Here is a 25,781-nt window from a genome sequence, read left to right on the forward strand (position 1 = left end):
TCACCTTTGCGTTTGCTCGGGCGAACGGCCGGGCACCTGCGCCCCTGGAGCGGAACTGCGCCCTCCGGTCGCTGGCCGGAGCGCGCGGTGCACGCGGGCCGATCCCGTCCCGCTCCGCGGCCCGCGGCCCCCGTGGCGCAGGCCGCCACCGGTACGACCCGCGAGGTGTATGTGTCCACGCTCCAGGCCGAGCACGTGTACAAGGTGTTCGGGAGACACCCCGACGACACCGCGGCCGCCGTCCGCGCGCTCGAACAGGGCAGCGGACGGGACGAGCTGCGGTCCGGCGGGACGACGGCCGCCGTCATCGACGCCTCCTTCAGCGTCGAGCCCGGCCAGATCTTCGTCGTCATGGGTCTGTCGGGATCCGGCAAGTCCACGCTGCTGCGCATGCTGAACGGACTGCTGGAACCCACCGCGGGACGCATCCTCTTCGACGGGCAGGACCTCACCGCGCTCAGCGAGCGCGACCTGCGCCGCGTACGGTCCACGAAGATCAGCATGGTCTTCCAGCACTTCGCACTGTTCCCGCACCGCAACGTGCTGGAGAACGCCGCCTACGGCCTCGCGGTCCAGGGCGTCCCCCGCGCCGAACGCGAGCAGCGCGCCGCCGAGGCGCTGGCCCTGTGCGGACTCGAAGGGTGGGAGCAGTCCTGGCCCGACGAGCTCTCCGGCGGCATGCAGCAGCGCGTGGGCCTGGCCCGCGCCCTGGCCACCGACGCCGACCTGCTGCTGATGGACGAGTCCTTCAGCGCGCTCGACCCGCTGATCCGCCGCGACATGCAGGACCAGCTGCTCGAACTCCAGCACCGGCTGAAGAAGACGATCGTCTTCATCACCCACGACCTCAACGAGGCCATGCGCCTCGGCGACTCCATCGCGGTCATGCGGGACGGCCGGATCGTCCAGCAGGGCACGGCCGAGGACATCCTCACCCGGCCCGCCGACGACTACGTCGCCTCCTTCATCCAGGACGTGGACCGCTCCCGCGTCCTGACGGCCGACGCGGTGATGGACGAGGCGGCGCCGGACGCCGACGCCTGCGCCTGCCCCACCGTCACCGCCGACACCCCGCTGGCCGAGCTGTGCTCCGTCAGCGCCCGGGTGCCGCACCCCGTCGCGGTCACCGACGCGGACGGAGCCGTCGTCGGCTCCGTACCCCAGGACCGCCTCATCGCCGTCATCGGCGACGAGCAACGGCCCCCGATGGCCTGCGCGGAGGTGGCCGCCTGATGCCCCGCCTGCACCTCGGCGCCTGGGTCGACAGCGGAGTCGACTTCCTCCAGCGCCACCTGTCCTGGCTGTTCGACGCCATCAGCGCGCTCGTCACCGGCCTCTACGACGGCATCGACGCCGTGCTCGCCGCCCCCGCCCCGCTCCTCTTCGCGGGGATCCTGGCCGTCGCCGCCTGGTGGCTGCGCGGACTGCTGGCCGGCCTGCTCGCCTTCGCGGGCTTCGCCCTCGTCGACTCCGTCGGCCTGTGGAGCGAGGCCATGTCCACCCTCTCGCTGGTCCTGGTCGCCACCCTGGTCACCCTGGTGTTCGCCATCCCACTGGGCATCTGGGCCTCGCGCTCGGACCGGGTCAGCGCGGTCCTGCGGCCGGTCCTGGACTTCATGCAGACCATGCCCGCCATGGTCTACCTCATCCCCGGCATCATCTTCTTCGGGGTCGGCGTGGTGCCCGGCATCATCGCCACCATCATCTTCTCCCTGCCCCCGGGCGTGCGGATGACCGAGCTCGGCATCCGCCAGGTCGACGGGGAACTCGTGGAGGCGGCCGAGGCCTTCGGCACCACCCCGCGCGACACCCTCGTCCGCGTACAGCTCCCGCTGGCCCTGCCCACCGTCATGGCGGGCATCAACCAGGTCATCATGCTCGGCCTGTCCATGGTCGTCATCGCCGGCATGGTCGGCGGCGGCGGACTCGGCGGCGCCGTCTACAAGGCCATCGGCAACGTGGACATCGGCCTGGGCTTCGAGGCGGGCATCTCCATCGTCATCCTCGCCATGTACCTGGACCGGATGACCGGGGCGCTCGGCCGCCACGTCTCCCCGATCGGCCGGCGCGCGCTGGCCAAGACCCGGGCCGCCGCCACCGGCGCGGCCAAGGTGTGGAACCACCGCCCGCAGCCCGCGTACGCGGTGACCGGCGCCGTCGTCCTCGCCCTCGTCGCGGGCGGCCTGAACACCTTCGGCGGCTCCGCCTCCGAAGAGGGCCCCGCCGGGGCCGCGAACATCGGCAAGGGCCGGACCCTGTCCCTCGGCTACATCCCCTGGGACGAGGGCATCGCCTCCACCTTCCTGTGGAAGGAGCTGCTGGAGCGCCGCGGTTTCAAGGTCGACGCCCGCCAGCTGGAGGCAGGCGCGCTGTACACCGGCCTCGGCGGCGGCCAGCTCGACTTCCAGACCGACTCCTGGCTGCCCGTCACCCACGCCCAGTACTGGGAGAAGTACGGGGACAAGCTGGAGGACCTCGGCTCCTGGTACGGCCCCACCTCGCTGGAGCTGTCCGTCCCCTCGTACATGAAGGACGTGCGCTCCCTCGCCGACCTCAAGGGCAAGTCCGACCGGTTCAAGGGCCGGATCATCGGCATCGAGCCGAGCGCGGGTGAGATGTCGATCCTCAAGGACAAGGTCCTCAAGGAGTACGGCCTGGACGCCGAGTACAAGGTCGTCGACGGCTCCACGCCCGGCATGCTCGCCGAGCTGAAGCGCGCCTACGAGAAGAAGGAGCCCGTCGCGGTCGTCCTGTGGTCCCCGCACTGGGCGTACTCCTCGTACGAGCTGACCAAGCTGGAGGACCCCCGGGGCGCCTGGGGCAAGGGAGACGGCATCCACACCCTCGCCCGCAAGGGCTTCGCCGAGGACGAGCCGGAGGTCGCCGCATGGCTGCGCTCCTTCAAGCTCACCGAGGAGCAGCTCACCGGCCTGGAGGCGAAGATCCAGGAGACCGGCAAGGGCAAGGAGCAGCAGGCGGTCCGCGCCTGGCTCGCCGACCACCCCGAGATCGACCGGCTGGCCTGATCCCGGCTGGCCTGATCCCGGAGCGCACCCTGCGCGGGGCCCCGTACGCATGCGTACGGGGCCCCGCGCAGTTGTGCTGCGCCGGCCGCCCCGGAGGCGGTCAGCGGGCCGGGACGGCCTCCGACAGCTCCGCCGGCCCCGCCGGCTGCTGCGGCGGCTCCTTCGGCCGGGGCCTCACCGGCCACCAGAGGGAGCGGCCCAGCAGCACGGCGCAGGCCGGCACCAGGACCAGCGACAGGACGAAGGCCGACAGCAGGATCCCCCACCCCGTGGCGAAGCCGATCTGCCGGGTCGCCGAAGCCGGGTTCACGGCCAGGCTGCCGAACGAGGCGGCGAGCACCACGGCAGCGGTCGCCACGGCCGGAGCGGTGTGCCGCACCGCCCGGGCGACGGCGGCGCGGGCCGGACCCGGCACTTCCATCTCCTCCCGGATCCGGTCGGCCACCAGGATGTTGTAGTCGGTGCCCAGCGCGACCACGAACAGGAACAGGATCAGGGGCAGCGTGAAGGTTACGCCGGGCTCGCCCAGTGCGTGCTGGAAGACGAGTGCCGAAGCGCCCAGCGTCGCGGCGAACCCCAGCCCCACCGCGAGCAGCAGCACCAGCGGCGCGAGCAGGCTCCGCAGCAGCAGAACCAGGATCAGCCCGATCAGCACCGCCGCCACCGGGAACACCACCCGCAGGTCCTTGTCCACCGCGGCCGAGATGTCGGCGAACACCGCGGAGGTCCCGCCGACATGGGCCTGCGTCCCCGCAGGCCGGTGTGCGGCCACCGCCTCCCGGACCGGCCCGGACACCAGGTCGCGGGCCTCCTGGGTGTCCGGCGTTGCGTCGGTGAACAGGTCGATCCGCGCCGCGAGCCCGTTCCCGCTCAGTACGGCCGGGGCCACCCGGCCCACCCCGTCGACCGTCCCCAGCGCCCCGGCCAGCGCGTCGAGTCCGGCGGCGCCGAGCGCCCCCGGCCGCGGCGCGGTGACGAACACGCTGACGGGGTCCGAGACGCCCGCGGGCAGGGCCCGGGAGATCTCGGCCGCGGTGACCGCGGAAGCCGTGCGGGTACCGCCCGAGTCCCCGGACCCGTAGTCCATCCGCATACCGGCCGTGCCGGCCGCCAGGGCGCCGAGCAACGCCACGCAGGCCAGCGCCGCCCGCGCGGGCCGCCGAGCCACCCGATCGCCCAGCCGCGCGGCGCTGCCGCCGCGCGGCTGCCGGGCCAGGGACCGCGAGGGCCAGAACATCCGGCGTCCGGCGACCGCGAGCAGCGCGGGCATCAGGGTGAGGCTCCCCAGCAGCATCACGAGCACGGAGACGGCGATGGCCGGACCCAGCACCCGGAACTGGCCGAAGGAGGCCACCGCGAGCGTCGCGAACGCGGCGACGATCGTCAGCGCCGCCGAGGTCACCGCCGTCCCCACCCGTCCGGCGACCTCGGCCGCGGCGGCGCGCCCGGACTGCTCCGGCCGCCGGCGCAGCTGCTCGCGGAAGCGGAACAGCAGGAAGAGGAAGTAGTCGATGCCGATGCCGACGAGGACGACGCTGATCAGCTGCGGCGTCGAGGGGTCGAGGCCGATCCCCGTCAGGGCGCTGACCCCGACCACCGTCCCGGTGGCCGCCCCGCCGACGACGGTGACGACGACCAGCGGCAGCAGGGCCGCCGGCAGGCTGCGGAACACCAGCACGTGCAGCAGCACGATGACGGCGAGCATCATGATGCCGATGACCCGGGACCGGGTTTCCTCGGCGTCGGCGGTGTCCACGGCTGCGGCGAGCCCGCCCGTGAACCCCGTCCGCAGGCCCGCACCGGCGAACTCGGCCCGGGCGTGCTCCCGGAAGACCCGGTAGGTGTCGTGCACCCGGGGGTCCAGGGGATTGCCCTCCAACTCCACGGTCAGCAGCCGGAAGCTGCGGTCGGGCGCCGTCATCGCCGCCGCCACCCGGGGCACCTGGGAGTGGTCCGGGGAGAAGAACAGGTCCTCCTCCGACGGGGGCATGACCACCCGGTGGCGGCCCAGGGCGGCCGCCTCCTCGTCGATGCGCCGCTCGTCGGCCTCCTCCAGCGGCGCACCGTCCGTCCGGGCCACCAGGACGGTCAGCGGATCGGCGCCGGGATCCACCCCGAACTCCTCCTCGGCGACCCGCAGGGCCGCGGCAGAGTCGTAGGCCGGAGGCAGGAGCTCCCCGCCGCTGCTCTGCGTGACGCGGTGCACCAGGGCCTGGCCCAGGAAGGTCAGTGCGATGCCGAGCACGGCCCACACGGCGATCACCTTCCACGGACTTCTCGTCGAGAATCCGGTCAGGGCGCGGATCACGTGGTTTCCTCCGGTCTGTGCGCGGTGCGGCCGGGGGTTCCCGGCCGGTTCCCAGACCATCAGCCGGGGCGGTCCGGTGCGTCCGGGCACAGGAGGATCCACAGGCCGGGACCCGGGTACGGGCCCAAACCGGAACCAGGACCACGGTCCTGGTCCGGCCCCCGCCCCGGGGACGGCGGCAACGGGAGCGGCCGGTGCCAGAATGGATCACGGGAGCCGGCCGTGCGTCCGCCGGCACCGGCCGGGACGGCCGGCGGGGGAGGACCGGCAGTGACGGACAAGGGAGCGGGGCGTCCGGCCTGGACGCGCCACGATGCGCTCATGGCCATCGCGACCGCGGCGGTCGACCTGGTGGGGTTTTCGCAAGGAGCCGTGACCGACGCGGTGCCGCCGACGCTCGCGGCGGCCCTGGCCCTCGTGGCGGCGGCGCTCGTCCTGGTCCTGCGGCACCGCCACCCGGTGGCCGTGCTCGCCGCGGTCCTGGCCCTGGGCATCGTGCCCAATCTCGCGACCACGGTGCCCGCGCCGCACGTCCCGGTGAGCCTGGCCGTCGCCCTGTACGCGCTCGTCAGGTCCCGGCCTCCCGCCGTGGTGGTGCCCGCCTGCCTCATGGCCGTGCCCATGCCCTCCGTGGGTCAGGGCCGCATGCTGCTGCCCTCCGGCTGGGGCCTGGTGGCCAATGCCGTGGTCGTGCTGCTGGTCGCCGGCGCGGCCGTGGTCGTCAACCGCCGGCAGCGGGAGGCCGAGGCCCACCAACTGCTGCGCGCGGAGCGCGCGGTGGCCGAGGAGCGCCGCCGCATCGCCCGCGAACTGCACGACATCGTCGCGCACCACATCACCACCATGCAGCTGATGGCGGGCGGGGCGCGGGCCAATCTGGCGTACGACCCGGAGGTGGCCCGCGAGGCCCTGGTGACCCTGGAGGACTCCGGACGGATGGCGCTGCGCGAGATGCGCCAACTCCTCGACGTCCTCCGGGCCGGCGAGGAGGCCGAAGCCGCTCCCGCGGCGCCCCAGCCCGGTGCGGGCGACCTCGACCGGATCATCACCGAGTCGCGGCTGGCCGGCACGGAGACCGAGTTCACCGTCGAGGGCCCGGTCCGGCCGCTGCCGCCCACGGTGGGCCTCACCGTCTTCCGGATCGTGCAGGAGGCACTGACGAACACCCGTCAGCACGCCGGACAGGCGCGGGCCTGCGTACGGCTCACCTACGGGCCCGGCGTCGTGGCCGTGGAGGTACGGGACGACGGGGCGGGCGCCCCGCCGCCCGCTCCCCGCTCCGGGCCGTCCCGCTCCGGGTACGGTCTGATCGGAATGCACGAACGCGTCGCCCTGCAGGGCGGCACCCTGGAGGCCGCCGCCCTCGCCGACGGCGGGTTCCGGGTGGCGGCCCGCCTCCCGGTACCGGGAGGCCCGCGGGACGGCAAGGAGGGGGAGCGACACCGATGATCCGCGTGCTCATAGCCGACGACCAGCCGCTGGTGCGGCGCGGCCTGGCCCTGATCCTGGGCCCCGACCCGGAGTTCCAGGTGGTGGGGGAGGCCGAGGACGGCGCCCGTGCCGTGGCCCTCGCCCGGCAGCTGCGCCCCGACGTGGTCGTCATGGACATCCGGATGCCGGTCCTCGACGGGGTGGGGGCCACCGCGGAACTGGCCCGCACCCTGCCGCAGACCCGGGTCCTGGCCCTCAGCACCTTCGACATGGACGAGTACGTGGTCGCGGCACTGCGCGCCGGCGCGTACGGCTTCCTGCCCAAGGACGTCTCCCCGGAGGAGCTGATCGCAGCCGTCCGCATCGTCCACACCGGGGAAGCGGCCGTCGCCCCGCGGCTGTTGACACGGCTCCTCTGTGCCTACGTACGCAGTCCCGCGCGCCCACGCCCCGCGACCGGGGCGGCCCCGGCCGACCTGACGCCGCGGGAGCGGGAGATATGGCAGCTGATCGCCACCGGACTGGACAATGCGGAGATCGCCCGTGAACTGGACATCAGCGTCTCCACGGTCAAGAACCACATCACGGGCATCTTCAACAAGTTGGGCGTCCGCGACCGGGCCCAGGCGGTGATCGCGGCGTACGAAACGGGCCTGGTGCAGCCCGCCGGCGGGAGCGGTTGATCACCAAGTGCCCCCAAGAAGACCGGAATCCTCCTGGCGACCACACCTCTGACCAGCCAGAACACTGGATGTTTCGCCCGTGCGGCGGACGGTCCGTCCGTGGCACAGTGCCATCAGTCCAACCGCACGACCAGGGAGCCTCCATGCGCGATCCGCACTCCACGCCGCTCGCGGCCGCACCCGAGTGCCTGCCGGAGCCCGGCCCGCTCCCCTGCTGCCCGGAATGCGGCCGCGCCCCGGAGCGCATCTCCTGGCGCCAGCGCCCCGGGGAGCCGGTGGTCCTCGCCTTCGCCCCCTGCGGGCACCGCTGCTCCTCGCCCGCGGCGCCGGTCCTCGCGGTCCTGCCGCAGCGCAGGCCGGGGACCTGAGCGCCGTCGTCCCACGACCGGCCCCCCGGTGAACGACGACGACGGCTCCGCCGAGGCGTAGGCGGCGCAGACCGGCGACGGTCTCGTGCACGGGTACCGGACGGCCCGCGAGGCCGGCCCTCGCCGGGGACGCGGCGGGCCTGCGTCCCTGGACGCCGGCTGCGGCTCGGGCCCGCCGTCCGCGGCGCTGCGCGACCGCGGTGCGGTCGCCACGGGCATCGACTCCAGTGCCGGGATGCCGGCGCCGGCCAGCAGGCGGCTCGGTGACGACGCGGCCCCGCACCTGGCCGACCCGGGTGCACACCTGCCGTGCGCGGACGGTGCATTCGCCCCCATGGTCGCTCGCTGGTGCCGCACAGCCTGGAGGACTGGGAGCCCGCGCCGGCGGAGCTGCGGCGGGTGCTACGGCCTGACGGTCGGGTGATCGCCTCGGTGGAGCGCCTGTTCGTCCGGTGCGTCGCGGCGGCTGAAGGGCTTCCGGTGGTCTGGCCGGGGCCTCGGTGGCGCTTCCGGGGGATGGCGAGTTCTGCTCAAAGATGCGTGATGTCAGCCCAGTTCGAGCATGTTCCTTCAAACGGCTCCCGTGCGGCGCTATGTTGCCATGTGCATGCCAGACCGGTGTGTCCGTGATCCGGACCGCACGAGGAGCTGCCCATGAGACTGCCGAGCATCCGCAGGAGCCGCACCCGCACCCGCCCGCCGCGCCGCACCCGCCTCCCGGTGGCCGCCCTGTGCGCCGCCGCCGTCAGCGTCCTGGTCCTGGCGGCCCCGGGCACGGCCGCCCCGCCCGCCACCGCGGCCGCGTCCCCCGCCGCCGGGACGGCGTCCACGGCGGGCGACGTCACCGGCTTCGCCCGGTCCGGGAACACCTACACCGTGACGACCTCCAGCGGGGCCAAGGCCCGGCTGGTCATCGCCCGCGAGGACGTCTTCCGCCTCTGGCTCTCACCCGACGGCAGTTTCACCCACGACCCGGCGGGCTCCGACCTCGCCCCCACCACCGACTTCGGTCCGGTGGCCACCTCCTCCACCGACGCCGGCGGGTACTACCGGGTGACCACCGGCGCCCTGTCGCTGCGCGTCAACAAGTCGCCCCTGCAGTTCTCCGTCTACCGCGCCGACGACACCACCCTGGTCTGGCAGGAGACCCGGCCCACCGCCTTCGGCCCCGGCCGCACCACCCAGTACCTGGCCCGGGGCGCCGACGAGCAGTTCTACGGCACCGGGCTGCGGCTGGGCGAATGGGCGCTGCGAGGCAAGACCGTCCCGGTCGCCGTCGACAACCGATGGCGCGAGAACGACAACGCCAGCCCGGCGCCCTTCTACATGTCCACCAACGGCTACGGCGCCATGCGCAACACCTGGGCCCCCGGCTCGTACGGCTTCGACGCCCCCAGCACCCTCAGCCACGACGAGAACCGCTTCGACGCCTGGTACTTCACCGGCACCTCCCTCAAGTCGGTCCTCGACGCCTACACCGATGTCAGCGGGAAGCCCTTCATGGCCCCGCTGTGGGGCTTCGAACTGGGCAACGCCGACTGCTTCAACGCCTCCAACCCCGACTACCAGGGCGACCACGGCCGCCTGCGCCACCAGCGGACCCCGGACGTGGTCGGCTACGCCGCCGACGCCCGCGCCGCAGACATGCCGTCCGGCTGGTTCCTGCCCAACGACGGCTACGGCTGCGGCTACACGGCGCCCCTGAAGTCGACGGTGGACGCGCTCAAGGCCAAGGGCTTCCAGACCGGGCTGTGGACCTCCACCGGACTGGGCGGCATCGCCGACGAGGTGGGCGCGGCCGGCACCCGGGGGGTGAAGACCGACGTGGCCTGGATCGGCAGCGGCTACAAGTACGCCTTCGACGGGGTGCGCCAGGCCGTCGAGGGCATCGAGAAGAACTCGGACGCCCGGCGCTTCGTCTGGACCGTCGACGGCTGGGCGGGCACCCAGCGCAACGCCGTCGTCTGGACCGGCGACACCTACGGGACCTGGGACGACATGCGCTGGCACGTCCCCGCCCTGGCGGGAGCGGGGCTGTCCGGCCTCAACTACGCCTCCGGGGACGTCGACGGGATCTTCGGCGGCAGCCCCGAGACCTACACCCGGGACCTCCAGTGGAAGGCCTTCACCCCGGCCTTCATGACCATGTCCGGCTGGGGAGCGGCCGGACCCTCCGCCGGCTACCGGGACAAGCAGCCCTGGCGCTTCGCGGAGCCGTACCTGTCCGTCAACCGCAAGTACCTCCAGCTCAAGATGCGCCTGATGCCGTACCTCTACACGATGAGCCGCGTCGCCCACGAGACCGGCGTGCCCAGCACCCGCGCGCTGGTCCTGGAGTACCCCGACGACCCGGTGGCCCGCGGCAACGCCACCAGCGGCCAGTTCATGGCCGGCGACTCCTTCCTCGTCGCACCCGTGGTCTCCGACACCGACGTCCGCGACGGCATCTACCTCCCCGCCGGGACCTGGACGGACTACTGGACTGGACGGACGTACGCGGGCCCGGGCCGGCTGAACGGCTACCACGCGCCGCTCGACACCCTGCCCCTCTTCGTCAAGGGCGGCGCCGTGGTCCCGATGTGGCCGCAGATGAACCACACCGGGGAGAAGCCCGTCTCCACCCTCACCTACGACATCCACCCCCGCGGAACCTCCACCTTCAGCCTCTACGAGGACGACGGGCTCACGCGTGCCTACGCGTCCGGGGCCTACGCCCGCCAGCGGGTCGACGTCACCGCCCCCACCGCCGGCTCCGGCACGGTGGCCGTCGCCGTCTCCGCCCCCACCGGTAGCTACGCGGGCCAACCCGCCGCCCGGGGCTACGAGTTCACCCTGCACGTGGCCACCGCGCCGACCGGACTCACGGCCGACGGAGCCGCGCTGCCGCGTCTGGGCTCCAAGGCCGCCTACGACGCGGCGGCCACCGGCTGGTTCTTCGACGCCGCCGACCGGCAAGGGGTGCTGTGGGCCAAGACGGGGGCGAGGTCCGGGGCGTTCACCCTGACGGCCGCCGGAACCACGCTGCCCGCGCCGCAGCCCCTTCCCCCCTCCGCCCCCCTCGACCGCTCCGCCTGGACCCTGGTGTCGGCCGACAGCGAGGAGACCGCCGGGGAGGACGGCGCCGCAGCCCACGCCATCGACGGGAACCCGGCCACCCTCTGGCACACCGCCTGGTCGGGGAGCGCCCCCGCCCCGCTGCCGCACGACCTGCGCATCGACCTCGGCGGCCGCCACACCGTGGACGGCCTCGGCTATCTGCCCCGCCAGGACGGCGGGGCCAACGGCCGGATCGGCGGCTACGAGGTCTACGTCTCCGACAGCACCGCCGACTGGGGCAGCCCGGTGGCCACCGGGACCTTCGCCGACACGGCCGCGCTGAAGGACATCGCCCTGAGCCCCAAGGCCGGCCGCTACGTACGCCTGCGCGCCCTGACCGAGGCGGGCGGCCGGGGGCCCTGGACCAGCGCCGCCGACATCGGCCTCACCGGCCGGGCGGCCCCGCCCCCGGCCGCCGCCACCCTCGTCAACGCAGCCTCCGCGAGCTGCCTGGACCTCCCGCACGGCGCCACCGCACCGGGTACCGAACCCACCCTCTACACCTGCCACGGAGGGCCCAACCAGCGCTGGACCCTCCAGGGCGACGGCCGCCTCACGGGGCTGGCAGGGGTCTGCCTCGACGGACAGAAGGCGGCGCGGATCACCGTGCAGACCTGCGACGGCAGCGCCGGGCAGACCTGGCAGACCGGAGCCTGGAACACCCTGCGCAGCGGCGGCCGCTGCCTGGCCCCGGCGGGTTCCGCCACCGGCAACGGCACCGCCCTGACCCGGGCCCCCTGCGAGGACCGGACCGCGCAGCGCTGGAGTTTCCGCCCCTGACCCGGCCGCATCCGCGGCGGGTCGACACCCGTTCTGGTGCTGCCGGACTCCGGACTCCGGCAGCACCAGAACGGGTTGCCGCCCGGGCCCTGCGTCCGATCGTGAACGAGCCCCACACCCCAGTCAATCCTCCGCTTTCCTCCCCATCCCCAAGGGATCGCCTGGGTCGTCCAGCCTGGCCCCGTGACCCTCGGCGACTTGCGCGTGTTCGTGGCCGCCTGCCGGGCGGGCAGCATCAGCGCCGTCGCCGGGCGACCTCGGCTGCACCCAGTCGGCCGTCAGCCAGCACGCGCGCCGCCTGGAGAAGGAGACCGCCTGGCGGACCGGGCCGGCATGCGGGGCCGCGGCCCGGGTAGGGGCAGGGCGCCCCCGTGAGCGGGGAGAGCGAGGGAGGCTCGTCATGGACCGCAGGGAACCGACCGCCGACCCGGAGCCCGAAGGCCCCGGCCCCACCCCCGAGAGCCCCGACCCGGTGCCGCGCGAGCCGGACCCGCCCGCCCCCGGTCCTGAGTCCTCCCCGCCCGGTTCCGACCCTTCCGGGCCGGCCCCGGAGACCACTCCCGGCGGGCCACCGCCCGCCCAGGAGCCCCCCGACTGACGCGACCGACGGCGGCGGAGCGGGGATGATGGGGCACGGGGCGAAGCGAAGGAGCGTGCGTGCCATGACGGAACACGACGGCGGCCCCTCGGCGCGGAATCTTGAGGAGGGCAGGCTGCTCAAGGAGCTGGAGGCCATCCACCGCACGCGCCACGAGACCCTGCTGCACGGGTCGGACGACGCCCTGATCACCCACACCCAGCGGATGAACGAGCTGGAGCACGAGTACGTACGCCGCCACCCGCAGCGGGCCCAGACCGCCGGCCGCACCCGCCAGGGCGCCCGCGCCCGGGACGACCGGCACGATCCGGAAGGGACGACGGCCTGATGGCCGGCACTAGCGGTTGCCGTCCTCGCTGGTGTAGCGGAAACGCGCCCACAGCGGGAGAGCGAACCAGCACAGCAGGTACCAGGCCAGTACGCCGGTGACGAGCCAGGGAACGAGGGCGTCGTCCGTGGCCACCCGGAGGATCAGGGTGAGTGCCGACACCAGGGTGGCCAGCAGCAGGACGATCCCGGCGAAGGTCAGGCGCGAGGCCCAGGCCACCGCCTGGGGTTTGATGCGGCGTCCCGCGACGATCCGGTGGAAGGCGACGGGGCCGATGAGCGCCCCGGTGGCCAGGGCGCCGAGGACGACGGTGACCACGTAGAGCGTCTTGTCGGTCTCCGACAGGCGCTGGAAGTGCGGGGTGAACACCACCGTCAGCAGGAAGCCGAAGAGGATCTGCACCCCGGTCTGGGCGACCCGGATCTCCTGGACCAGTTCCTCCCACTGCCGGTCGGCGCGCTCCTCGGGACTCTCGTCCCGGCCGCTGCCGCGCCCCGGATTCCTGCCGTGGCCGCTGTCGCTGTCGCTGCCGCCGCCGCGGCCGCCGTCTTCCTGCATGGCGCCTCCCTGAGGGGTGTACGGGACCGGGTCCCGGCCGCGGCGCCGAAGGTGCAGGTGAGGGGGCGCAGCGCCACGGTCTCCATCGTAGCCAGGACCCGCGCAGCGGGCGCGTGGGCCGATTTTGCCTCGGATGAGACATTCTTGTATCGTTCGAGGCGAAGGAGGCTCACATCATGGTACGCGAAGAAGAACTGCTCGACGGCGCCGCCCGCGTCCTCGCCGGAGACCACAGCGCGTCAATGGTCCAGATCGCCGCGGGCATCGGGACCAGCCGCGCCACGCTCAGCCGCCGCTACGCCACCCGCGAAGCACTGCTGAAGGCCGTGGCCGTCCGCGCGATCCAGGTCGTCGACGGCTGCCTGAGCCCGCTCGACCTCGGTGACGACGCAGACGGGGACGCCTTCGACACCGCCCTGGAAGAGCTGGTCGTCGAGCTGCTGCCCGCCGCGCACCTGTACGGCTTCACCACGCGCGACTCCACCGTCCTCGCCGACCCCGAGTTCCGGGCCGGCGTGGACCGCCAGGACCAGCGGGCCCTCGCCTTCCTCGCCCTCGGCCAGCGACTGGGACGACTGCGCGCCGACCTGCCGCCGTACTGGATCTGGTACTCGCTCTGGGGGCTGCTCGACGCCGCCGCCGAAGGCGTGCGCGACGGACACCTCGCGCCCCGTGAGATCGGCCGGCTCGTCCTCGTCTCCTTCCTCGGCGGTACGCGGCCCACCGCGACCCCGCCCCCTGCCCGACCCTGAACGGAACCCCATGCACACCCCCTCGCAGGACCCCCGCCGCTGGATCGTCCTGGCGATCCTCTCCGGCAGCCTGCTGCTCATCTCCATGGACACCACGATCCTCAACGTGGCCTTCCCCTCGCTGGTCGGCGACCTCCAGCCGGGCGCCGTACAACAGCTGTGGATCATCGACGTCTACGCCCTCGCCCTCTCCGGCCTGCTCGTCACGGCCGGGGCGCTCGGCGACCGCTGGGGCCGCAAGCGGCTGCTCATGGCCGGCTTCGGCATCTTCTCGGCCGCTTCCCTGATCGCCGTCTTCTCCACCGAGGCCTGGCACGTGATAGCCGCCCGCGCCCTCCTCGGCGTCGGCGGCGCGGCGATCATGCCCTCCACGCTGTCGATCCTGCGCAGCGTGTTCACCGACGCCAAGGAGCGCGCCTTCGCCCTCGCCGTCTGGGCAGCCGTCTTCGGCGGCGGCATGGCCCTCGGACCCGTCGTCGGCGGGCTCCTCGTCCAGGACCACGGCTGGCACTCCGCCTTCCTCCTCAACCTGCCCGTCGCCGCGGTCATCGTGGCCGCCGGCCTGCGCTACCTGCCCGAGTCCCGCGCCGCCCGCGCCGCCGGCCGGTGGGACTGGTGGGGCGTCGGCCAGTCCATCGTCGGCATGCTCGCCCTGGCGGGCGGCATCAAGCAGCTCGGCAAGAGCGGCGCCGGCGATCCGCTGCCCTGGACCCTGCTCCTCGTCGCCGCCGTGCTGCTGACCGTCTTCGTGCGCCGCCAGCTGCGCCTGGACAACCCGCTGCTCCAGGTGCGGCTGTTCGCCAAGCCCTCCTTCAGCGTCGCGGCCACCGCGATCTTCCTGCCCATGGTGGGCATGGGCGCCGTCCTGTTCCTGGTCACGCAGTGGTTCCAGTACGGCCAGGGCTACACCCCGCTCGAAGCCGGCATCCGGCTGCTGCCCGCCCCGCTCGCGCTGATCTGTGCCTCGATGGTGGCCCCCGCGCTGATGCACCGCTTCGCGATACGCCACGTCCTGGGCGCCGGACTCGTGGTCCTGGCCGCGGGCATGGCCCTGCCCTGGTCCCTCCAGCAGTTCGCCGAACCGGGCTACCCCGCCTTCGCCACCGCCCTGACGGTCATGGGCGCGGGAGCGGGCCTGGCCACCACGGTGGCCTCGGTCACCCTGGTCTCCGCGGCGCCCGCCGCCGAGGTGTCCAGCGCGGCGGCCATCGAGGAGACCTGCTACGAACTCGGCTCGGCCATGGGCGTCGCCATCCTCGGCTCCACCGCCGCGGCCCTCTACCGCGGCAACCTCCCCGCCCTCGACCTGGACGGCCCGAGCGCCGAGGCGGCCCGCGGTTCCGTCGGCGAAGCCGCGCACACCGCCGAGCAGCTGGGCGGCTCCGTCGGGCAGGCCCTGCTCGACTCCGCCTCGCACGCCTACACCCTGGCGATCACCCCGGCGTTCCTCATGGCCGGCGCCCTCGCGGTCGCCGCTGCGGCGACGACCTGGGCCCTCATCCCGCGCGACCTCCAGCCCACCGAGAACCACTGACGGTCGCCGTCGTGAACCCGGGGGCGGCCGGCGCCGGCCCCAGGGTGGTGGTCCCGGGTGCGGCGCGGTGCCCCAGCCCCGTGCGGTACGCGTCGAGGGCGGCCTCCGTCCGGCCGCTGCGCCGCAGCAGGTCGCCCAGCAGCCGGCACAGGTCGGCCAGGTCGCCCGTCGCCCCGCTGCGCTCCAGCAGGGCCAGGGCCTGGACGTAGTGCTCCTCGGCCGACTCGGTCTCCCCGCGCTCCTCGGCCATCAGGCCGAGGAGCCGGTGCGCGCCCCCCGCATGGACGGCGCCGTGCCGGTCACCGAGCTCCAGCAGCTCCGCCAACAGCGCGGCAGCCTCCCCGTCCCGCCCGAGCTGGCGCAGCACATCAGCCAGCTCCACCTCCACCTGGGCGGTGTACAAGGCCGCCCCGCGCGCCGCCAGCATGTCCCGGGCCGTCCGCAACTCCCGTTCCGCCTCGTCCAGTTGTCCGTTCTGCGCCAGGACGTAGCCGCGCATCCAGTGGCAGTGCGCCAGATCGGTCCGCAGCCGCAGCTGCGCGTAGATCTGCTGGGCCTTGGCCAGGGAGGCGTCCGCGTCGGCCACCCGCCCTTCGGCGAGGAAGGTGCGCGCCACCTGCCGGTGCATGCCCGCCACCAGCGCCGGGTCGCTGACCTGCGGAGCCAGCGCGAGGGCCAGTTCGGCGGCGTGCGCCGCCCGGGCGTGCGCACCCATGTCGATATAGGGCCCGATCACCGCCGCGTACAGCAGCAGGAGCGCCTCGGGGTCGGCCAGGCCGCTCGCACCCAGTTCGTCGATGGTGGATTCGAGGAGGTAGCAGGCGTAGCGCAACTCGCCGGCCAGCAGGTGCGCCACGGCGCGGCCGCGGACGGCCCGGGCACGGCGGGGCAGCGGCTGATCGCCCAGCAGGCGTTCGGCGGCCTCGAAGCGGCCGATCGCCTCGGCCAGTTGCCCGGCCTCCAGGGCGCAGTCGCCGAGTCCGAGCAGGGCCTCGGCGCGTTCCGGGGTGAGTTCCAGCCGCTCCGCGTCGGCGAGCAGCCGCCCGTAGCGGGCTGCTGCCTCGTCGGCCGCCCCGGCGGCCAGCGTCTGCTGTGCGTCGGTGAGGGCCAGCCGCAACTCCGTGGCCAGGTGGGCGGGGCGCCCGGTGGTCAGTTCCTCGTACGAGGTGTCCAGGCGCCCGGCGAGGAAGCGCAGCGCGGTCTCCGAGGGCCGTACCTTCCCCGCCTCCAGGGTGGAGATGTAGGCGGGGGTGTAGGCGTCACCGGCCAACTGCTTCTGGGTGAGGCCGAGTCCCGTACGCATGCGCTGGACCCGGCGGCCGATACGGTCCGGTTCGTCCATGGAATCCCCCTGGTTGCTCGAACTCCCCAGTATTCAGGGGGAGGAGGGCATTGCGCACCCCTTGCCGGGCCACCTAGTTTAAGCAGCCGATTCACTCTGCTTAATCGACCGTTTACTTCTTCCGGGGGAGAGCTGCATGGCACCGGTCAGGCGTCCGGCCGTCCGCGTCCTGTTACGGGCCGTCGTCGCGGGGGTCTGTGCGACCACCGCACTGCTGGCCGCCGGGCCCGCGGACGCGGCCGCCCCGCCCGCGGACACCCGGGTGGAGGTCGAGGTGCCGGGGCCCGAGCACGGCGGCGACGCCGGCTCCGGCCGCCTCCTCGTACCGGGCGCCGGCCGGGCGAAGCCGGCGGGCCGCCTCTCGGAGGCCGCCCGGGCGGCCGACGGGGACGTCACCAAGATGATCGACAACGGGTCCACCGCGGACCGCCTCGACGTCGTCGTCATCGGTGACGGGTACACCGCCCCGGAACTGGGGCGCTTCCACGAGGACGCCCGGAAGAAGTGGGCCGAGGTGACGGCCGTCGAGCCGTACACCACCTACCGCGACCTCTTCAACGTCTGGACGGTCGACGCGGTCTCGCGGGACTCCGGCGTCTCCGGCGACCCGGACCCGGCCGCCGTCCGCGACACGGCCCTCGGCTCGTTCTTCTGGTGCGAGGGCATCGAACGGCTGCTGTGCATCGACCAGCCCAAGGTCGACGCGTACGTGGCGAAGGCCCCCGCGGCCGACCTTGTGATCGTCCTCGCCAACAGCGCCAAGTACGGCGGGGCCGGCTACAACGAACCCAGCGCCGCCCTGGGCTACTCGGGCATATCGACGGCCTCGGCCGGCCACGCCAAGTCCGGCCAGGTCGCCATCCACGAGACCGGCCACTCCCTGGGCAAGCTCGCCGACGAGTACTTCTACCCGGGCGTCCCGGACTACGAGCAGTACACGGGCCCCGAACCGGCGGACTCCAACAGCTCCACGCTCCCCGCCGACCGGATGGCCGCCCAGCGCGCCAAATGGCACCGCTGGCTCGGCGAGGAGTCCCCGGACGGGGGCCCGGTCGGTGCGTACGAGGGCGGCAACTACTTCGTCACCGGCCTGTACCGGCCCACCGACGCCTCGCTCATGAGGGTCCTGGGCCGGCCCTTCAACCTGCCGGGTGTCGAAGCGATGATCGGCGGCTTCCACCGGTACGCGAACACCGTCACGGCGCTGACCCCCACCGACCGCACGCTGCGGCTGCGGCACACCGCGAAGGCCGCGGTCCCGCGGCTGGCCGGAGCCGACGGCCGGCAGCTCGTGGTGCGCTGGTACCTCGACGGCCGGGAACTCAGGCGGTTCGCGGGCCGTACCGAGGTGGCGGTGGCCGAGCTGTGGCTCTTCGACCTCCGCAGCCACCGCCTGTCCGTCACCGCGGAGGACCGGACCCCCTCGGTCCGCGACCCCGAGACCGCCCGCACCCTGCACACCACGGTCTCCTGGCAGGTCCGCCTCTGAGCGGCACGGGGGACGGCCGGACGTCTTCGGCCGGCGCCGGACACGGCTGCCGGCCGGCGCCCGTCGCGGAGATCCGCGGGGCACCGGCCGGAAGGGGTGGAGCGGGGGCCTGCGGGGGCCGGCCGGGGCAGCGGACTACAGGGAGTCCATGCCCCGGTCGTCCATGCCGCTCTCCGTCTCGCTCTGCTGCTGGAGGCGGCGGGCCTTGTCCCGCAGTCGCCGTCCCTCCTCCGGGTCGGTGGCGCGCGCGGCCGCCTCGTCCAGTTCCTTGGCCTTGTCGCGCAACTGCTGGGACCGGCCGTGCGAACCGCCTGCAACGCTCATGATCACTCCTTGGATCCGTGGGGGAGAGCGGGCGGATCCAGCGAAACAGCAGGGCCACCCGCGCGCATCTCGAACCGTCACACAGGGTGATGCTCACCCGTGCGGGCAGGGCCTGCCGCGTTCACCCGGGGCCGTCCGGCCGATCCTCCGGCGCCGTCAGCCGCGCCTTCGCCCCGGTCAGGGGCTTAGGCTCGGATCAGCCGGGAAGGGGATTGCTCATGTGTCGTTGGCTCGCCTATTCGGGTTCCCCCATGCTGCTGGACGCCGTCCTCTACCGTCCGGAGCACTCGCTCATCAACCAGAGCCTGCACGCCCGGCTCGGCGTGGAAGCCACCAACGGCGACGGCTTCGGCATCGGCTGGTACGCCGCCGACGGCCAGGGCGACGGTACGCCCGCCATCTACCGGGACATCGCCCCGGCCTGGAACAACCGCAACCTGCGCGAACTCGCCGGTCACGTCCGCTCGCCGCTGTTCTTCGCGCACGTACGGGCCTCCACGGGCTCGGCGATCCAGCAGACCAACTGCCACCCCTTCCGCCACGGCCGCTGGCTGTGGATGCACAACGGGGCCATCGCCGAATTCGAGCGCCTCCGGCGCGACCTGTGCATGGCCGTCGACCCGGCCCTGTTCTCCTCCATCGAGGGGTCCACGGACTCCGAGGTGATGTTCTACCTGGCGGTGACCTACGGGCTCGACCAGGACGTCCCCGGGGCAGTGGCCCGGATGGCGGGCCTGGTGGAACGGCTCGGCAAGGAGCACGGCGTCGCGGACCCCCTCCAGATGACGGTGGCCGTCAGCGACGGCGAGCGCCTGTGGGCGTTCCGGTACTCCAGCGAGGGGAAGTCCCGGTCGCTGTACTACAGCAGCAAGGCCGAAACGGTGCGCCACCTCCACCCGGAGCTGGAACTGGAATTCCTCGGGCAGGTCTCCGACGCGACCCGCCTGGTGGTCTCCGAACCCCTGGGGAACCTGCCCGGCGTGTGGAACGAGCTTCCCGAGGCCAGCTACACGCTGATCCCCGCCCCGCCGGGAGAGGACTACCTGCCGTTCATCCCGGAGCCGCCGTGACCCGCACCCCGCTCACTCCTCCTCCTGAGCCTCCCCGGCCAGCGAGGAGGTGAGCGTGAACAGCGCTCCGTCGGGGTCCCGCAGCGCCACCCACCGCTCGGTGGCGTTCGAGGCCTCGTCCGAGACGGGCCGTCCGCCCAGCGCCAGCGCCGCCTGCACCGCGGGCCGCAGCCGCGGCACACGGAAGTGGACGTGCCAGCGGGGCCGGGAGTACGGCGCGTAGCCGGCCGGCTCCACCGGGCCCCCGTTGAGCCGGGCGACGGGCTCCCCGGCCTGCCGGAGCACCACCTGGTCCTCCTCGTACGACACCTCGCAGCACCCGGGCCGGCCCGAGGCCCACTCCAGCACCGCCCCGTAGAAGATCGCGGAGTCGAAGGCGTTGCGGGTGCGCAGCTCCAGCCAGGCCGGCGACGGGCCCCGGCCCACGCGCCAGTCCGAGGACACCGCACCCTCCCAGATGCCGAAGACCGCCCCGTCGGGGTCGGCCACCAGGGCCGCACGGCCGCCCGAGGGGAAGGAGACCGGGCCCACGGCGATCGTGCCGGTGCGCTCCCGGATGCGGTCCACCGCCACGTCGGCGTCGCCGACGGCGAAGTACGGGGTCCACGCCACCGGGACGGCCAGATCGGCCGCCAGCGCCCCGATGCCCGCCACGGGCACCCCGTCGAGTTCGGCCACGGAGAAGGAGTCGCCGAGGCGGGCCCGCCGGAACCGCCAGCCCGTGACGGCGCCGTAGAACTGCTGGGCCGTACCGAGGTCGCGGGCCATCAGGCTCACCCAGCACGGAGCCCCGAAGACCTCCCTGGTCGAAATCTCCACCGCTCGCTCCGTCCGTCGCGCCTCGTCCTCACGAGCCGTCTCCAGACATTCTGGTCTCTTTCAGGACGTAGCACTACCATCCGCCGCTCGCCCGGAGCGCCCGTACGCGTGCCGGGGAGTAGAGCACCCGGGTGCTCTGCTCCCCGGCACCCGGGTGCTCTGCTCCCCGCGTGGCCGACGGCGGCTCGCCCGCTCCCCGGCCCCTCGCTCAGACCACCGTCACCGGGTGGCGCACGACCGCGTCGAAGAGGTAGCCCTGCGTATTGGGAGTGCTGGCCGCCGGCTGCGTGCGTCCCGTGGCATCGGTGGCCCGCGCCAGCAGCGCCGTCGCCCCCGTGGCCCGCGGGGTCCACGGCAGCGACCAGCGCACCCAGCTGCCCCGGCGCGGGGCGTCGTGCAGCCGGGCCCGCTGCCACCGCGCACCCCCGTCGGTGCTCACCTCCACCCGGTGCACCGGCGCCGCCCCCGACCAGGACCGCCCGGTCAGCAGCCGCGTCCGGTGCACCGGGATCCGCGCCCCCGCTTCCAGCTCGAACGCGCTCTTCAACGTCTGCCGCGTCAGCGGGGCGCTGCCCTCCGCGGGGTGGTCCGGCCCGAAGAGCCGGTACAGGTCGGTGTTCCACGGCGTGTACAGGGCCTGCGCGCTGACCTCCAGGTCCCCGACCCACTTGATCGAGGAGATCCCCACCCAGTCCGGCACGACCACCCGGACCGGACCGCCGTGGTCGGGCGGCAGCGGCTCCCCGTTCATCTCGTACGCGACGATCACGTCGTCCAGGGCCTTGGAGACGGGCAGCGGCCGGCGCACCCGTCCCAGGTTCACCCCGTTCGCCACCACCTCGTCGTCCAGACCCCGCGGCAGGACGTCGACGGCCGCCCGGGTCACGCCCGCGCGCCGCAGCACGTCCGACAGCCGCGCCCCGCGCCAGCGCGCCACACCGATCGCGCCGAGGGTCCACGCGGTGCCCGTCACCTGCTGCCCCTGCTGCGTGGTGTAGAAGCTCCGCCCGTTGCCGGCGCACTCGATGAACAGGGTCCGCTCGACCGCCGGAAGGGACCGCAGCCGGTCGTACGAGAACTCCACCGGGCCGCCCGCGAGGGCGTCGCCCCACACCCGCAGCCGCCAGTCGGCCGCCGCGATCCGCGGGGTGACCGTGTGGTTCCGTACGAAGAACCGGTCCACCGGAGTGAGCGGACCCGTACCGCGCAGGGCCGCGAAGTTCGTTTCCGCATTGGTGCCCCGCAGGGTGAACAGCTCGGGCGGCAGCGGTTTGACGGTGCCGGGGACCGCCGGCCCGGCGGCCGCCGCCGACCCCGCCGCCACCGCCCCCAGGGACCCCGCCGCGGCCCCCGCGGCGAACAGCTTCAGCAGGTCCCGGCGGTCCACCCCGGCGCTGCGGGCGCGGCCGCGGGCCCACTGCCGCAGTCGCACACGGTCGTACCGGCTCTCGTCGGACAGGTCGGCGGGCATGCGGTGCGCTCCTCGGTCGTGGCCTGGAACGGACCGTAGGGTCCGGCGGCGCAGCACGGGAAGCCGCCCGCCGCGATGGCCACGAACCTGCAACACCGCGGCAATGCGGGACCCGATTACCGCTGCGCACCGCAGTTCGGCAGGATGGGCCGCATGACCGAGATCCTGACCCCCCGCCTCGTGCTCCGCCGCTGGCAAGAAGACGACCTCGTCCCGCTGTCCGAGATCAACGGGGACCCCGACGTGATGCGGTGGATCGGCGACGGCTCGGTCCGCGACCTGGAGGAGACCGCCGAGGACATCGAGCGCTGGGAGGAGGAGTGGGACGAGGAGGGCTTCGGCGTCTTCGCCGTCGAGCTCCTCGGCTCCGGCGAGCTGATCGGCGCCGTCGGCCTCTCGGTGCCCGGGTACCTGCCCGAGGCGGTGCCCCACGTGGAGATCGTCTGGCGGCTGGGCCGCCAGTTCTGGGGGCAGGGCTACGCCTCCGAGGCCGCCCAGGCCACCTTGGAATTCGCCCTGCAGGACCGCGGCCTGGACCGGGTCGTCGCCATCAACCGGTCGGGCAACGACGAATCCGAGAACGTCATCCGCAAGCTCGGCATGGTGCTGGAGCAGGACACCACCGACCCGCGGTACGGGCACCTCCTGCAGATCCACGGCATCGACCTCACCGAGTACGAGGCCTGACCCGCCCCGGCCGCGCCCCCGCGCACATCGGCCGATCGGACGACCCCGGCCTCCTCCGGTCCGCCCCCAGGCGCCGCCCGGCAGGCGGACGGCCCCGCACCCGGCCCCCGGCGACCATGGAACCGGGGGAGCGGGAGGGCGCACCCGGCCCTCCCCGCCCCGGGAGCCGAGAGGGACACCATGACCCCGCACGACCGACAGCTGCTGGACGCCGCCGGCCGCGGCGCCGCGGCCCCGGTGGCCGCCGCCCTCGCCGCGGGCGCCGCCGTGGAGGCCCGGGACGGGGACGGCCGCACCCCGCTGCTCCTCGCCGCCCTCGGCGACCACCTCGCGGCAGCCGGGCTGCTGCTCGCCGCGGGCGCCGACCCGAACGCCCCGGACTCCCGCGAGGACACCCCCTGGCTGGTCACCGGAGTCACCGGCAGCGTCCGCATGATGCGTCTGCTGCTGCCCGCCGGGCCCGATCTCCACCGGTACAACCGGTTCGGCGGAACCTCCCTCATCCCGGCCGCCGAACGCGGGCACACCGCGTACGTGCGCGCCGTACTGGACGAGACCGGCACCGACGTCGACCACGTCAACCGGCTCGGCTGGACCGCCCTGCTGGAAGCGGTCGTCCTCGGCGACGGCGGCGCGCGCCACGAGGAGGTCGTCGCGGCCCTGCTCGCCGCGGGCGCCGACCCCGAGCTCGCCGACCACGCCGGCGCCACCCCGTACCAGCACGCCCTGCGCCGCGGCTTCGACGGCATCGCCGGCCTCCTGCGGGCCGCCGGGGCGCAGCCCGGGGCCGGCCGATGAGCCGCCGCGCCGCCGGACCCCGTACGGTGCTGGCCGCCCTCGCCCTGGCCCTGGCGGCCGGCGCCTGCACCCCGCAGCCGGGGGACGCCGCGGACCGGCCGGCGCCGTCCGCCGCGACCCCGCTGCCCGCCGCCGCGGGCACCCCGCGCGGCACCCTGCTGACCGCCGACTTCGGCTCCGACACGGTCTCCTTCGTGGATCCGGAGCGCGGGACGGTGGCCTCCGTCGTCGTCGGCCGTGCCCCGTACGGCCTGGCCGTCGGCGCCGACGGCCGGGCCTGGGTGGCCACCGCCGAAGGCGTCGCCGTCGTCGACACGCACACCCGCCGGCGCACCGCCCTGATACCCCACCGCACCGCCACCGGGCCCGTCACCGGAGGCGAATACCGCGGCGGCGGGATGGGCATCGCGCTCTCGCCCGACGGGACGCGCGCCTACACCGGGGTCAACGTCCCCGGCACCACCGGGGTCCTGGAGGTCCTCGACACGGCGGCCTACCAGGTCACGGACGTGGTCCCGGTGGGCCGGCGCCCCTTCGACGTGGACGTGGCACCGGACGGCTCCGAGGTGTACGTCACCGGCCACGACTCCTTCGACGTGACCGTGGTGGCGGCCGGCTCGCTGCAGCCCCGCCGCATCGAGGTGGCCCCCTACGGCACGGCAGGCGGCCTCGGCTCCTGGCTGAAGCCGCACTACACCGTCGTCCGGCCCGCCGACGGGATGCTGCTGCTGCCCTTCGAGGGCGAGCGGCTCGCCGTCGTCGACCCCCACACCGGCCGCACCACGGTCGAACCGATGACCGCCGACACGCACCAGCACGGTGCGACGGCCGCCCCGGACGGCCGCCTCGTGGTCGTGGGCACGGGCGCCGTCCGGCCCGGCGACGGCAAGGGCCCCTCGCTCACGGTCCGTTCCCCCGACGGCGCGGAACGCGTGTACCCGCTGGACGGCCCCCACGAGGACGTGGCGGTGTCACCGGACGGCCGGACCGCCTACGTCACGGGCGGCTACACCCGCGAAGGCCACTGGAACGGCATCAGCGTCGTCGACCTCGGCACCGGCGCCGTCCGCCGCCTCCCCGCGGGCACCCGGCCGCTCGGCATCGCCGTGCTGTAGACCCGCTCAACCGGCCGGGCGGCCGGGCGCCCCGGCCCCGCCGCCCGCCCGCACCGCCGCGACCGCGGCGGCGTGCAGAGCGGCGGGGTCACCGTGGTGGGCGAGCGGGCTGCCGGTGAGGGTGTACCACTCGTCGGCGTCCTTGTACTGGACGTCGATGCGGAGCAGGTCGCCGGCGGCGGTGGAGCGCAGGGTGAGCGGGCCGGTGATGACACCGACCTCGTCGGTCATCGCCCCGCCCGGCCCGGCGACCACCTCGTCCTGCCAGTGGCGCGAACCCCCGCTCATGAGGCGCAGGTGTCCAGCATCGTGGTGAGCATCTTCTTCTCCGGCTCGGTGACGGTGAGTTCGTAGACGGACTTCACGGTGGTCCAGGCCCGGCCGTACTGGCACCAGGCGGCGCGCTCCGGCGGCTGCCACAGGTCGGGGCTCTGGTCGCCCTTGGACCGGTTCGAGGACGCGGTGACCGCCAGCAGCTGCGGGTGGGTCAGGTCGTTGGCGAAGGCCTTGCGCTTCGCCGCGTCCCAGCCGGCGGCGCCCGAGCGCCAGCCCTCGGCCAGGGGCACCATGTGGTCGATGTCCATCTTCGAGGCCTCCGTGACCACCTGGCCGTCGTAGAGGCTCTTCCAGGTGCCGGACACGGCCTTGCACTGCCCGTCCTGTGTGACATCGGACCCGTCGCGCCGCAGCACCGTCTCCCGGGTGTCGCAGTTGTCGCCCTGCTCCGCCCAGTGCGTGAACTTGGCACGGCTGTAGCCGGCCATCGTGCCCGCCGGCGCCACCTTCAGCGCCGCCAGCTGCGTCCGGGCCGCGGCCACGTCCACCATGCCCGGAAGGACGTCCCCGCCGGCCGGCTTGCCGCCGGGGGCGGGCGCCGCATCCGAGGGCGCACCGCGCGACGCGGAGGCCTTCGGATCGGCGCCGTCCGGCGCGACCGTGCCCGAACACCCCGCCGCCGCAGCCGGCAGCAGCAAGGCCGCCAGCACCGCACCGGTCACCCGTATATGACGTCCCATAACCCCGCCCCGAGCCGGCCCCGCATCCACGCTGACCTCGGGAGCCTACCCAGAACCGGACGTTCAACCGGGGCATGACCCTCCGTCGGGCGTTGTCAGTGGCCCTCGCTAGTCTCCCGGCATACCGCAGCGCACTGGGGGGTCCGATCCCCCTGTCAGGGCTGCGCGGATCCGGTGCGACAGGCGGG

23 protein-coding genes and 2 pseudogenes are annotated in these 25,781 nt (G+C 74.1%); 17 read left to right on the top strand and 8 right to left on the bottom strand.

What is annotated here, in order from left to right; genetic code table 11:
* The first annotated feature begins 171 nt into the window (after positions 1–171).
* Positions 172–1,233, top strand: a complete 1,062-nt coding sequence (locus ACLJTM_RS14555; RefSeq protein WP_411104313.1) for a quaternary amine ABC transporter ATP-binding protein — start codon at positions 172–174, stop codon at positions 1,231–1,233.
* Positions 1,233–3,026: an ABC transporter permease/substrate binding protein gene (locus ACLJTM_RS14560; RefSeq protein ID WP_411103964.1), complete on the top strand. Its 1,794-nt coding sequence runs from the start codon at positions 1,233–1,235 to the stop codon at positions 3,024–3,026. The genes ACLJTM_RS14555 and ACLJTM_RS14560 overlap by 1 nt, the downstream gene beginning before the upstream one ends.
* 100 nt (positions 3,027–3,126) lie before the next feature.
* Here the strand turns inward: ACLJTM_RS14560 and ACLJTM_RS14565 are convergent, their stop codons facing one another.
* A complete protein-coding gene (locus tag ACLJTM_RS14565; protein WP_411103965.1) occupies positions 3,127–5,334 on the bottom strand; it encodes an MMPL family transporter in 2,208 nt (735 codons plus the stop codon).
* A gap of 321 nt (positions 5,335–5,655) precedes the next feature.
* On the opposite strand from ACLJTM_RS14565, the gene ACLJTM_RS14570 reads away from it, so the two are divergent.
* The 8 genes and pseudogenes from ACLJTM_RS14570 to ACLJTM_RS14605 all read left to right on the top strand — a co-directional run bounded on the left by ACLJTM_RS14570 (position 5,656) and on the right by ACLJTM_RS14605 (position 12,618).
* Positions 5,656–6,783, top strand: a complete 1,128-nt coding sequence (locus ACLJTM_RS14570; RefSeq protein ID WP_411103966.1) for a sensor histidine kinase — start codon at positions 5,656–5,658, stop codon at positions 6,781–6,783.
* Positions 6,780–7,448, top strand: coding sequence for a response regulator (locus ACLJTM_RS14575; protein ID WP_411103967.1), 669 nt, complete (start codon positions 6,780–6,782; stop codon positions 7,446–7,448). The genes ACLJTM_RS14570 and ACLJTM_RS14575 overlap by 4 nt, the downstream gene beginning before the upstream one ends.
* Positions 7,449–7,591: 143 nt before the next feature.
* Complete coding sequence (locus ACLJTM_RS14580; protein ID WP_411103968.1) at positions 7,592–7,816, top strand: hypothetical protein; 225 nt, start codon at positions 7,592–7,594, stop codon at positions 7,814–7,816.
* 28 nt (positions 7,817–7,844) lie between these two features.
* Positions 7,845–8,266 (top strand): annotated as a pseudogene (locus ACLJTM_RS14585) (class I SAM-dependent methyltransferase); the annotation flags it as partial.
* 204 nt (positions 8,267–8,470) lie between these two features.
* Complete coding sequence (locus ACLJTM_RS14590; protein ID WP_411103969.1) at positions 8,471–11,692, top strand: TIM-barrel domain-containing protein; 3,222 nt, start codon at positions 8,471–8,473, stop codon at positions 11,690–11,692.
* Positions 11,693–11,875: 183 nt separating this feature from the next.
* A pseudogene (locus tag ACLJTM_RS14595) lies at positions 11,876–12,005 on the top strand (LysR family transcriptional regulator); the annotation flags it as partial.
* An 87-nt stretch (positions 12,006–12,092) separates the two neighbouring features.
* Positions 12,093–12,290 (top strand): hypothetical protein, encoded by a 198-nt coding sequence (locus ACLJTM_RS14600; protein ID WP_411104334.1) that lies wholly within the window; start codon positions 12,093–12,095, stop codon positions 12,288–12,290.
* 64 nt (positions 12,291–12,354) lie between these two features.
* Positions 12,355–12,618: a DUF6158 family protein gene (locus tag ACLJTM_RS14605; protein WP_411103970.1), complete on the top strand. Its 264-nt coding sequence runs from the start codon at positions 12,355–12,357 to the stop codon at positions 12,616–12,618.
* A 9-nt stretch (positions 12,619–12,627) separates the two neighbouring features.
* Here ACLJTM_RS14605 and ACLJTM_RS14610 read toward each other — a convergent pair whose 3' ends face one another.
* A complete protein-coding gene (locus ACLJTM_RS14610) occupies positions 12,628–13,176 on the bottom strand; it encodes a DUF6328 family protein (protein ID WP_411103971.1) in 549 nt (182 codons plus the stop codon).
* Between the two features lie 176 nt (positions 13,177–13,352).
* Between ACLJTM_RS14610 and ACLJTM_RS14615 the strand changes: the two genes are divergently transcribed.
* Positions 13,353–13,928, top strand: a complete 576-nt coding sequence (locus ACLJTM_RS14615) for a TetR/AcrR family transcriptional regulator (RefSeq protein ID WP_411103972.1) — start codon at positions 13,353–13,355, stop codon at positions 13,926–13,928.
* Positions 13,929–13,938: 10 nt separating this feature from the next.
* Positions 13,939–15,462, top strand: coding sequence for an MFS transporter (locus tag ACLJTM_RS14620; protein ID WP_411103973.1), 1,524 nt, complete (start codon positions 13,939–13,941; stop codon positions 15,460–15,462).
* Here the strand turns inward: ACLJTM_RS14620 and ACLJTM_RS14625 are convergent.
* Positions 15,425–16,804, bottom strand: coding sequence for a tetratricopeptide repeat protein (locus ACLJTM_RS14625; RefSeq protein ID WP_411103974.1), 1,380 nt, complete (start codon positions 16,802–16,804; stop codon positions 15,425–15,427). The two genes, ACLJTM_RS14620 and ACLJTM_RS14625, sit on opposite strands and share 38 nt — an antisense overlap.
* Before the next feature lie 136 nt (positions 16,805–16,940).
* Here ACLJTM_RS14625 and ACLJTM_RS14630 point away from each other — a divergent pair, with 136 nt between their 5' ends.
* Positions 16,941–18,293, top strand: a complete 1,353-nt coding sequence (locus tag ACLJTM_RS14630) for a M64 family metallopeptidase (protein ID WP_411103975.1) — start codon at positions 16,941–16,943, stop codon at positions 18,291–18,293.
* A 135-nt stretch (positions 18,294–18,428) separates the two neighbouring features.
* Here the strand turns inward: ACLJTM_RS14630 and ACLJTM_RS14635 are convergent, their stop codons facing one another.
* Positions 18,429–18,617 carry a DUF6381 family protein gene (locus ACLJTM_RS14635; protein WP_411103976.1) on the bottom strand — a complete coding sequence of 63 codons (189 nt, stop codon included), beginning with the start codon at positions 18,615–18,617 and terminating at the stop codon, positions 18,429–18,431.
* Between the two features lie 218 nt (positions 18,618–18,835).
* Between ACLJTM_RS14635 and ACLJTM_RS14640 the strand changes: the two genes are divergently transcribed.
* Entirely contained in the window at positions 18,836–19,687 is an 852-nt protein-coding gene (locus ACLJTM_RS14640; RefSeq protein WP_411103977.1) for a class II glutamine amidotransferase, read from the top strand.
* A gap of 12 nt (positions 19,688–19,699) precedes the next feature.
* Here the strand turns inward: ACLJTM_RS14640 and ACLJTM_RS14645 are convergent, their stop codons facing one another.
* Both ACLJTM_RS14645 and ACLJTM_RS14650 read right to left on the bottom strand, forming a co-directional pair.
* A complete protein-coding gene (locus tag ACLJTM_RS14645) occupies positions 19,700–20,455 on the bottom strand; it encodes a VOC family protein (RefSeq protein ID WP_411104314.1) in 756 nt (251 codons plus the stop codon).
* 259 nt (positions 20,456–20,714) lie between these two features.
* Positions 20,715–21,977 (bottom strand): sulfite oxidase, encoded by a 1,263-nt coding sequence (locus ACLJTM_RS14650; protein WP_411103978.1) that lies wholly within the window; start codon positions 21,975–21,977, stop codon positions 20,715–20,717.
* Positions 21,978–22,130: 153 nt separating this feature from the next.
* Here ACLJTM_RS14650 and ACLJTM_RS14655 point away from each other — a divergent pair, with 153 nt between their 5' ends.
* From ACLJTM_RS14655 to ACLJTM_RS14665, 3 genes are all read left to right on the top strand, one after another.
* A complete protein-coding gene (locus tag ACLJTM_RS14655) occupies positions 22,131–22,664 on the top strand; it encodes a GNAT family N-acetyltransferase (protein ID WP_411103979.1) in 534 nt (177 codons plus the stop codon).
* A 180-nt stretch (positions 22,665–22,844) separates the two neighbouring features.
* Complete coding sequence (locus ACLJTM_RS14660) at positions 22,845–23,462, top strand: ankyrin repeat domain-containing protein (protein WP_411103980.1); 618 nt, start codon at positions 22,845–22,847, stop codon at positions 23,460–23,462.
* A complete protein-coding gene (locus ACLJTM_RS14665) occupies positions 23,459–24,577 on the top strand; it encodes a YncE family protein (RefSeq protein WP_411103981.1) in 1,119 nt (372 codons plus the stop codon). The genes ACLJTM_RS14660 and ACLJTM_RS14665 overlap by 4 nt, the downstream gene beginning before the upstream one ends.
* A 6-nt stretch (positions 24,578–24,583) precedes the next feature.
* Here ACLJTM_RS14665 and ACLJTM_RS14670 read toward each other — a convergent pair whose 3' ends face one another.
* Entirely contained in the window at positions 24,584–24,865 is a 282-nt protein-coding gene (locus ACLJTM_RS14670; protein ID WP_411103982.1) for a hypothetical protein, read from the bottom strand.
* Entirely contained in the window at positions 24,862–25,593 is a 732-nt protein-coding gene (locus tag ACLJTM_RS14675; RefSeq protein ID WP_411103983.1) for a DUF1524 domain-containing protein, read from the bottom strand. Before ACLJTM_RS14675 ends, ACLJTM_RS14670 begins: the two co-directional genes overlap by 4 nt.
* Positions 25,594–25,781 lie beyond the last annotated feature (188 nt).

The sequence above is a fragment of the Streptomyces sp. cmx-4-9 genome, assembly GCF_046548835.1.
In the GTDB taxonomy this organism is placed as follows: Bacteria; Actinomycetota; Actinomycetes; order Streptomycetales; family Streptomycetaceae; genus Streptomyces.